10 protein-coding genes are annotated in these 7,946 nt (G+C 59.1%); 5 read left to right on the top strand and 5 right to left on the bottom strand.

The genetic code is table 11. The features are described from left to right. Window positions 1-24 precede the first annotated feature (24 nt). Both dusA and tal read left to right on the top strand, forming a co-directional pair. Window positions 25-1,020, top strand: coding sequence for a tRNA dihydrouridine(20/20a) synthase DusA (dusA, locus tag HX823_RS22610; protein ID WP_177076795.1), 996 nt, complete (start codon window positions 25-27; stop codon window positions 1,018-1,020). 168 nt (window positions 1,021-1,188) lie between these two features. After that, window positions 1,189-2,115 (top strand): transaldolase, encoded by a 927-nt coding sequence (gene tal / locus HX823_RS22605; protein WP_033902559.1) that lies wholly within the window; start codon window positions 1,189-1,191, stop codon window positions 2,113-2,115. A gap of 70 nt (window positions 2,116-2,185) precedes the next feature. On the opposite strand, the gene rssC is transcribed toward tal, so the two are convergent. Both rssC and rssB read right to left on the bottom strand, forming a co-directional pair. Beyond that, window positions 2,186-2,668, bottom strand: a complete 483-nt coding sequence (gene rssC, locus HX823_RS22600) for an anti-sigma factor antagonist RssC (protein ID WP_003172602.1) — start codon at window positions 2,666-2,668, stop codon at window positions 2,186-2,188. Beyond that, complete coding sequence (gene rssB, locus HX823_RS22595) at window positions 2,668-3,849, bottom strand: two-component system response regulator RssB (protein ID WP_016975286.1); 1,182 nt, start codon at window positions 3,847-3,849, stop codon at window positions 2,668-2,670. The genes rssC and rssB overlap by 1 nt, the downstream gene beginning before the upstream one ends. A gap of 276 nt (window positions 3,850-4,125) precedes the next feature. Here rssB and HX823_RS22590 point away from each other — a divergent pair, with 276 nt between their 5' ends. After that, window positions 4,126-4,422 (top strand): PilZ domain-containing protein, encoded by a 297-nt coding sequence (locus tag HX823_RS22590; protein ID WP_038850361.1) that lies wholly within the window; start codon window positions 4,126-4,128, stop codon window positions 4,420-4,422. Window positions 4,423-4,482: 60 nt separating this feature from the next. On the opposite strand, the gene HX823_RS22585 is transcribed toward HX823_RS22590, so the two are convergent. Continuing rightward, complete coding sequence (locus HX823_RS22585) at window positions 4,483-5,172, bottom strand: VacJ family lipoprotein (protein ID WP_010212030.1); 690 nt, start codon at window positions 5,170-5,172, stop codon at window positions 4,483-4,485. A 195-nt stretch (window positions 5,173-5,367) separates the two neighbouring features. On the opposite strand from HX823_RS22585, the gene HX823_RS22580 reads away from it, so the two are divergent. Beyond that, a complete protein-coding gene (locus HX823_RS22580; RefSeq protein WP_177076793.1) occupies window positions 5,368-5,976 on the top strand; it encodes an HAD family phosphatase in 609 nt (202 codons plus the stop codon). A 110-nt stretch (window positions 5,977-6,086) separates the two neighbouring features. Further along, window positions 6,087-6,353, top strand: a complete 267-nt coding sequence (locus tag HX823_RS22575; RefSeq protein WP_005786202.1) for a DUF4404 family protein — start codon at window positions 6,087-6,089, stop codon at window positions 6,351-6,353. A gap of 36 nt (window positions 6,354-6,389) precedes the next feature. On the opposite strand, the gene queF is transcribed toward HX823_RS22575, so the two are convergent. Both queF and HX823_RS22565 read right to left on the bottom strand, forming a co-directional pair. Further along, window positions 6,390-7,220: an NADPH-dependent 7-cyano-7-deazaguanine reductase QueF gene (gene queF, locus HX823_RS22570; RefSeq protein WP_038850359.1), complete on the bottom strand. Its 831-nt coding sequence runs from the start codon at window positions 7,218-7,220 to the stop codon at window positions 6,390-6,392. A gap of 69 nt (window positions 7,221-7,289) precedes the next feature. After that, complete coding sequence (locus HX823_RS22565; protein ID WP_177076791.1) at window positions 7,290-7,802, bottom strand: plastocyanin/azurin family copper-binding protein; 513 nt, start codon at window positions 7,800-7,802, stop codon at window positions 7,290-7,292. Window positions 7,803-7,946 lie beyond the last annotated feature (144 nt).

Genomic DNA, 7,946 nt, shown 5'->3' with positions numbered 1-7,946 from the left:
GCCCTACCCAGCTCAGATTGCCCAATGTCCCCGACCAGCACCGCATCACACTCTTTTTCCCGCCGCTTCTCCGTCGCGCCGATGATGGATTGGACTGACCGCCACTGCCGGTTCTTCCTACGCCTGCTCTCCAAACACGCCCTGCTCTACACCGAAATGGTGACCACCGGCGCAATTCTTCACGGCGATCACGAACGCTTCCTGCGCCACAACGAAGCTGAACACCCTCTCGCCCTGCAATTGGGCGGCAGCGTTCCCGCCGATCTGGCCGCCTGCGCGCGCATGGCGCAGGCGGCCGGCTACGACGAGGTGAACCTGAATGTTGGCTGCCCCAGCGACAGGGTGCAGAACAACATGATCGGCGCGATCCTGATGGCTCACCCGGCGCTGGTGGCCGATTGTGTGAAGGCGATGCGCGATGCGGTGTCGATTCCGGTGACGGTGAAGCACCGCATCGGGATCAATGGGCGGGACAGTTATGCCGAGTTGTGTGATTTCGTCGGGACGGTGAAGGACGCGGGCTGCACCAGTTTTACGGTGCATGCGCGGATTGCGATTCTGGAGGGGTTGTCGCCCAAGGAGAATCGGGACATCCCGCCGTTGCGCTATGACGTGGCGGCCCAGTTGAAGCAGGACTTCCCCGAGCTGGAGATTATTCTCAACGGCGGAATCAAGACGCTGGAGCAGTGTCATGAGCATTTGCAAACGTTTGACGGGGTAATGCTGGGGCGCGAGGCTTATCACAATCCGTATTTGCTGGCGGAGGTGGATCAGCAATTGTTTGGCAGCACGCAGCCGGTGATCAGTCGAGCCGAGGCGCTGGCGCAGTTGCGGCCTTACATTGCCGAACATTTGGCCGGAGGCGGGACGATGCACCACATTACCCGGCATGCGCTGGGGTTGGGCACGGGTTTTCCGGGGGCGAGGAAGTTCAGGCAGTTGCTGTCGGTGGATATTCATAAGGCGAGCGATCCGCTGGCCTTGCTGGATCAGGCGGGCGCGTTACTGGAAGGGCGTTGATCCGGTTGAACCTGCTGGCCGTTTTGCCCTCCTATTTAACAGCCAGACCTGCCATTCAAACGGCTGTTTTCAGGTTGTTGCCCTCGCAAACGATCGAACGCATTTGCGCCCTTGAGCGCCTGCCGGCGCTCGGGTAATGTCATCAGACCCATAGGACAGAGCACGCACATGACTTCCAAGCTGGAACAACTCAAGCAATTCACCACTGTCGTTGCCGATACTGGCGATTTTTCCACCCTCGCCAAGCTCAAGCCGCAAGACGCCACCACCAACCCTTCCCTGCTGCTCAAGGCTGCGTCGATCCCTGCGTATGCCAAGCTGCTGGATGAGGCCGTGCAAGACTGCAACGGTGACGTGGGCCTGGCCAGCGACCGCTTTGCGGTGGCAGTGGGTCAAGAGATCCTCAAAGTGGTACCTGGGCGTATTTCCACTGAGGTGGATGCCCGCCTGTCGTTTGACGAAGCCGCTATTCTCAAGCGTGCACACCGTCTGATCGACCTGTATGACAAAGCTGGCGTTGGCCGCGACCGCGTGCTGATCAAGATCGCTTCCACCTGGGAAGGCATCCGCGCCGCCGAGCAGCTGGAAAAAGAAGGCATCCAGACCAACCTGACCCTGCTGTTCTCCTTCGCCCAGGCCGTGGCCTGCGCAGAGGCCGGTGTGTTCCTGATCTCGCCGTTCGTGGGCCGTATCTACGATTGGTACAAGAAGGCCAATGGCAACGACTACACCGGTTCGGATGATCCGGGCGTGCAGTCGGTGACGCGCATCTACAATTACTACAAGGCCAATGGTTACAAGACTGTGGTGATGGGCGCGAGCTTCCGCAACCTCAGCCAGATCGAAGAGCTGGCCGGGTGCGATCGCCTGACCATTAGCCCGGACCTGCTGGAGAAGCTGGCGGCTGACGAAGGCACGCTGGAGCGCAAGCTGTCGCCAGGCCATGCCGGTGAAGCCCGTGTTCACCTGACTGAAGCGCAGTTCCGCTGGGAGTCCAACGAGGACGCGATGGCGACTGAGAAGCTGGCCGAGGGCATTCGTCAGTTTGCTCGGGACCAGGAAAAACTCGAAGCGCTGTTGTCCGCCAAGCTGTAAAGCAGCCACGGCAAAAAGGGCGGTCACCCTCACGGGGACCGCCCTTTTTTATGCTTCGAATTCGTCTAGATCAATGCCGCTCCAGCGCATTCACCAGGTCGTGGAACGCTTCGCGATTGGACTCGTTGAGGCCCATCAGGATCTTGTGCGCTTCCAACACCTTGACCCGCACCACTTCCTCGGACTGGTCCTGGGACGGCAGGTCGGTCAGGCATTCCGGGCACGGAATCGGGCGGTCAACGATGTTGAACACCTGGTCGAAGCCCATGGACTGCAACAGACGCGTGATGTCTTCGTGGGTGGTGACCACAGTCGGCAGCAGGCCAACCTTCTGCCGAGACAGAATGGACAATTTGGCCAGCAAGCCAAGGGTGGTGCTATCGATGCTGCGGGTTTCGGTCAGATCGATCACGATCGCCGAGAAATTCAACGCTGTGAAGATCCGCTCAATCGTCGCATCCAGCGCCGAACACAAGGTCAGGCGCACTTCACCGACAAATTTCAGGACGAAGGTCCCGTCTTGCTCGGCGAATTGGATTCTTCCGGTACTCATCAAAGATTCCTGCTCAACACCAATAGGGCGATATCATCCGGCATCTCCCCTAGCGTGGCCAATCCAAAAACCTGCCGCAGGCCATCCAGGCTGCCGCCCGCCGACTTGACCTTTTGGGGCAAGGCGGCTTCTTTCTCTTTGAGTGTAGGCTCTGGAAGAAGGTCCAGGATGCCGTCTGACATCAGCGTGAGGCTGAACGTCGGCGGCAGTTCCAGGATATGGTCTTCATAGGTGGCTTCATTGAACAAGCCAACCGGCAGACCACGCCCTTCCAGGTAACGCACACTGTCAGGAGTGTATAAAACCGGCATCGGCAGGTGACCACCGATGCTGTAGGTCAAAAGACCGGTTTCTTCATCAATCACGCCGCCAACCATCGTTACGTGCTTGCCCAGCTTGCAGCTGATCAGGCCCCGATTGATGTGGCCCAGCACCTCGGAGGGGGTGAACTCCGGCAAGGTGCCATTGCGCTTGGATTCGAACAGCAACCGCGTGGTCATGAATTTCAACAACACGGTGACAAAAGCAGAGGAAGCACCGTGGCCGGAAACGTCCGCCAGGTAGAACGCCACACGTCGCTCATCCACACGGAAGTAATCAACAAAATCACCCGACAGGTACAACGACGGGATGATCTGGTGGGCAAACTGGAAGTCGTCGATGGTCCAGGGGCTAACCGGCAGCATGTTCATCTGCACCTGGCGACCGGCATTCTGGTCTTCCTGGAGCAGGTTGAGGCTGGCTTCGAGTTCGCGGTTGGCGGTTTCGAGCTTTTCGCGGTAGCGCTGGTTCTCCACCAGCAGGCGTGCACGATCCAGGGCACGGCGCACCGAGTGCTCCAGCACCGCCAGGTCTTCCAGGGGCTTGATCAGGTAGTCGGCGGCGCCCAGGCGCAAAGCCTCGACAGCATCGTTCATCACCCCGGCACCCGATACCACGATCACCGGTGTCTGCGGGGCGAGCTCAGTCACCTGGCGAATCAGCTCCAAGCCGCCCATCTGGGGCATGCGCAAGTCGCAGATCACAAGGTCGGGCTGGTCGCGCTCGAATACCTGGAGACCCTGTTGGCCATTGCTGGCCTGCAGGACGCTGAAGCCACTGTCTTCCAAATAGGCCGCGAGGCTCGCGCGCACTACTTCGTCGTCATCGATTATCAGCAGCGTGGCACTGGTTTTTTGCATGTGGGCAAACGGCGCCAGAATTAGGTTGGCGTAGGTGGCGCGACAATGGCCGGGCTCACGTACTGGATTCGCTTTCTAGCCTCTCTGTCCTACAAAGCATTGGGATTTCGCCCATGCACAACGGTAAAGCAGAGGTGCCCTTCTAAGGCGCAGACGGTACTCCCATCCGTCAGGGGTTTCAAGCTCATGCCGATGGTCGCCGGGCGTCTTTACACCGCAAATCACCGGGAGTTATAAGAACAGGCACGACCACAACACAAAGTAAGGATGAAGCCCGTGAGCGAACACGAGCGCGACTACGCCGAAAAACGCGATTTCATCCGCATGCGTGTGGATGCAGACGTATCCCTGATCCATGCAGGGCAAGAGATTGCCGGGGTTTGTGTGGACCTTTCCAGTTCCGGCATGCAGGTGCAGGCGCCTCGCCAGTTCAACGTAGGCGACCTGCTGACCGTGCGCATCGATTCGGAGCACGCCGCACTGAAGGGCCTGGAGGCCGATACCGAGGTGGTGTGGGCCAAGGCCAGGGGAGAAGACCAACACCTGGGCCTCAAGATCCTGAAAATGCGTTGAATCCCACGCACAAAAAAGGCGACCGCTGAGGTCGCCTTTTTCATTTCAAAACGTCACGGCTTAGAAGTCGTCGACGACCTTGCCGTCCTTGACCTTGAACTCGCGGTTCTGCAGGTAAGCGTTACGAATGAAGGTGTACTTGTCACCGGTGATCAGCTTCTCGCTGTCGAGCAGGCTGGCACGGGTGTCGACGATATTCAGACCAAAAGTGCTGTTGCGCCAGCCGATATCGTTCATGTAGCGGTACGGCTGGGTGTAGCTGTCCACGTATTTGGACGGCGCATCACGCAAGGTGCTTGGGCCGAGCAGGGGCAGCATCACGTAAGGACCGCTGCCGACGCCCCAGTAGCCGAGGGTCTGACCGAAGTCTTCATCGCTGCGTTGCAGCCCCATTTTGGTGCCGACATCGATAAAGCCCAGCACGCCGAAGGTGGTGTTGACCAGCAAACGCGCGGTGTCGACACCGGCGTTGTGCGGCTTGAGCTGCAGCACGTTGTTGGCCAGGTTGCCTACGTCGCCGATGTTGCGGAAGAAGTTGTGAATGCCATCCTGCACGAACTGCGGCGTCACGAACTGATAGCCCTGAGCCAATGGCTTGAGGGCATAGGTATCTACGGTGTCGTTAAAGGTGAAGATCGGGCGGTTGACGCTTTCCCATGGATCATCTTCCGATGCAGCCTGTGCGGCGAAAGGTGCCAACAAGACAGTGGCACACACCGACAGCTGAGCGAAGTAGTGGCTCCAGCGCATAGCTTTTGCTCCTTGAATGGTCTGTCATGGGCGCTATGCCCTGAATAAGGCCGTCAGTATATGACGGAAGTCGCCAATTAGGCAGCAACTAGGAAACGCCATAGCAAAAATGGACAATTTTCCTACAAATAACAATTGTGTCATCGACTTGTCATCCTGAGTCGATAGCGTTAGAGCTATTTCAGGGATGTCGACATGCCTCACGCCGAGATAGCCATCGCCAGCGCGCCCACCTTGACTGCCGTCCTGTTTGGCTTGAGTGGCTGCCTGGTGGACTTCGGTTCCCGTGCTCGCACCGACTCGCCCTCCCTTGAATCCCAGGCTACGCCCGGCGCCCTGAACATCCTGCGCAGTCTCAAGGAACAAGGCGTCCCGTGCGCCTGGCTGGATGAACTGCCTCCCGCCGTCACCACCCCGCTGGCCGCCACGCTGCCTGCGTGGGTCAAGGCGACACCACCCTCCTCCATTCGCTGGCCTGCGCCCCACGCCTGCTGGCAAGCCTTGATGCAACTGAACATTGAACGCCTGGAAGGCTGTGTATTGGTCAGCGGCGAACCGCGCTTGCTGCAATCCGGGCTCAACGCCGGGTTGTGGACCATCGGCCTGGCCTCCTGCGGTTCGCTGTGCGGCATGGCGCCGGAGCAATGGCAGGCGCTGAGCGAACCGGAACGCGAGCACAAGCGCGGCAAGGCCACCGTCGCCCTTTACGGGCTGGGTGTGCACTCGGTGATCGACCACCTGGGCGAACTCGGCACCTGCCTGGCCGACATCAGCCTGCGCCAGCTCAAGGGCGAGAAGCCCTGACACGGATCATGCACAGTCGACGCCAGTGGATTAATCTACAGGTCAGCCCGTAGACCTTTCTCGGCGTGCCGCGGTCTATGCCAGTGCCTATCGATAAAAGGAAACACGTCATGCCTGATCGCAAAAAACTGGAAGAACAGGTCGAAATCCTGCGCGGGCAGTTGGAACAGGAACCGCCGCTGTCGGAAGAAAAACGTGAAGCGCTGGAAGCCTTGATTGCCAAGTTCGAATTACAACTCGAACTGGAGCCGGCCACTCAAACACCGAGTATTTCCGACGATGTGAATCAAGCGGCCATCGAGTTCGATGCCGAGCACCCGGTGATTTCCGGGACCCTGCGCAATATCATGATCACCTTGGGCAATATCGGGATCTGATAGCAAAAAGCCCCGCAATCGCGGGGCTTTTCAATGTTACTGACGAGCCAGGCGCACGTTCTGGAACGCCACATCCTCAGTACTGCGATACGGGTTGATATCCAACCCACCCCGCCGCACATACCGCGCGTACACCGTCAACTTTTCCGGCTTCAGCAAGCGCTGCAAGTCCAGGAAGATGCGCTCTACGCACTGCTCATGGAAGTCCGAGTGCTGGCGAAAACTCACGATATACTCCAGCAGGCTGGCGTGATCCAACGCGTGACCACGGTATTGCACCACCACACTGCCCCAGTCCGGCTGGCTGGTGACCGGGCAATTGGATTTGAGCAGGTGACTGTGCACGCTCTCCTCGACAACGCGCGAGTCATCGCAACGCAGCAGTTCCGGGCGCGGGTGCTCGTAGTTGCTGACGCTGATATCCAAATCATCGATGCATACACCCGGCAACGCCATCACGCCTTCGGCCTCGATCTCGGCCAGGCTGCGGATACGCACGCTCACAGGCGCACCGGCGGCAGCGCTGAGGTCGGTGCGCAAGGTGGTTTCCAGGCTGGCTGCATCGGCAAATGCGGTCTGGTTCAGCGAGTTGAGGTACAGCTTGAACGACTTGGACTCGATGATGTTCGGCGAGTCGGCCGGGATGCTGAACTCACCGATGGCCACCACCGGCTTGCCCGACGGCAGCAGCCAGGACAGTTCAAAGCAGTTCCAGAAGTCCACGCCCTTGTACGGCAGGGTCTCGGCGCTCAGGCCCAGCTCGGCCCACTTGGCGGCACGCGGGATCGGGAACAGCAACGAAGGTGTGTAGGTGGAGATGTATTCACTGGACTTGCCCAGCGGCGAATGTTCGGCTGCGGGATGCATGGCGGAAACCTGGCTAAATAAACCGCGCCATTCTACCAGCCTTTGCCCCCGTGCCTAAGCGCCAGCGGATCAATCGACGTTGAGCTTGCCGACCATGCCCGCCTGGTAATGCCCCGGAAGGTTGCAGGCAAACTCCAGGCCCGTTGCCTGAGTGAACGTCCAGGTCAGCTCGGCGGTTTTGCCCGGCTCAACCAGTACGCTATTGGGATCATCGTGTTTCATCGCACCGTGGCCCATGGCTGCATGATCCATCTTGCCCATGCCCGTTGCCGTCAACATGCCACTGGCCTGCATCTGCAACATTTCCTTTTGGTGTTCGGCATGCATCGCAGCGTCGCCCAGGTTGAATTCGTGGAGCAACTGGCCTTTGTTGACCAGTACAAAGCGCACGGTCTCACCGGCTTTCACGTCCAGGGACTTGGGCGAAAAGGAAATGTCCTGCAACGTTACTTCCACGGTACGCGTGGCTTTGCTCGCCGGCGCCGCCTCGCCAAAGGCATAGGTGTGGGCGGCATCGGCCATCGCATCAACACTCAATGCCAACAGGCAGCCCGCCAACAACAGGGGTGTACGCAACGCCATCGGTCTTCTCCAAAAATAGATAAACAGCTTGGGCAGCACTCTAAGATTGCGCCGCTGCCAGCCAGCTGACTGCTAGATTACAACTTTGTCAGGTTGCTCCCCTGCCCTGGCACCCAAGGTATAAAGCCGTCGTCCATCGTTGCC

Origin of the sequence: Pseudomonas sp. P7759 (assembly GCF_013386445.1) — a bacterium.
GTDB classification, from domain to species: Bacteria; Pseudomonadota; Gammaproteobacteria; order Pseudomonadales; family Pseudomonadaceae; genus Aquipseudomonas; species Aquipseudomonas azotoformans_A.
Note: the sequence above shows the minus strand (reverse complement) of the source record. Positions and strands in the feature narration are given on the sequence as shown.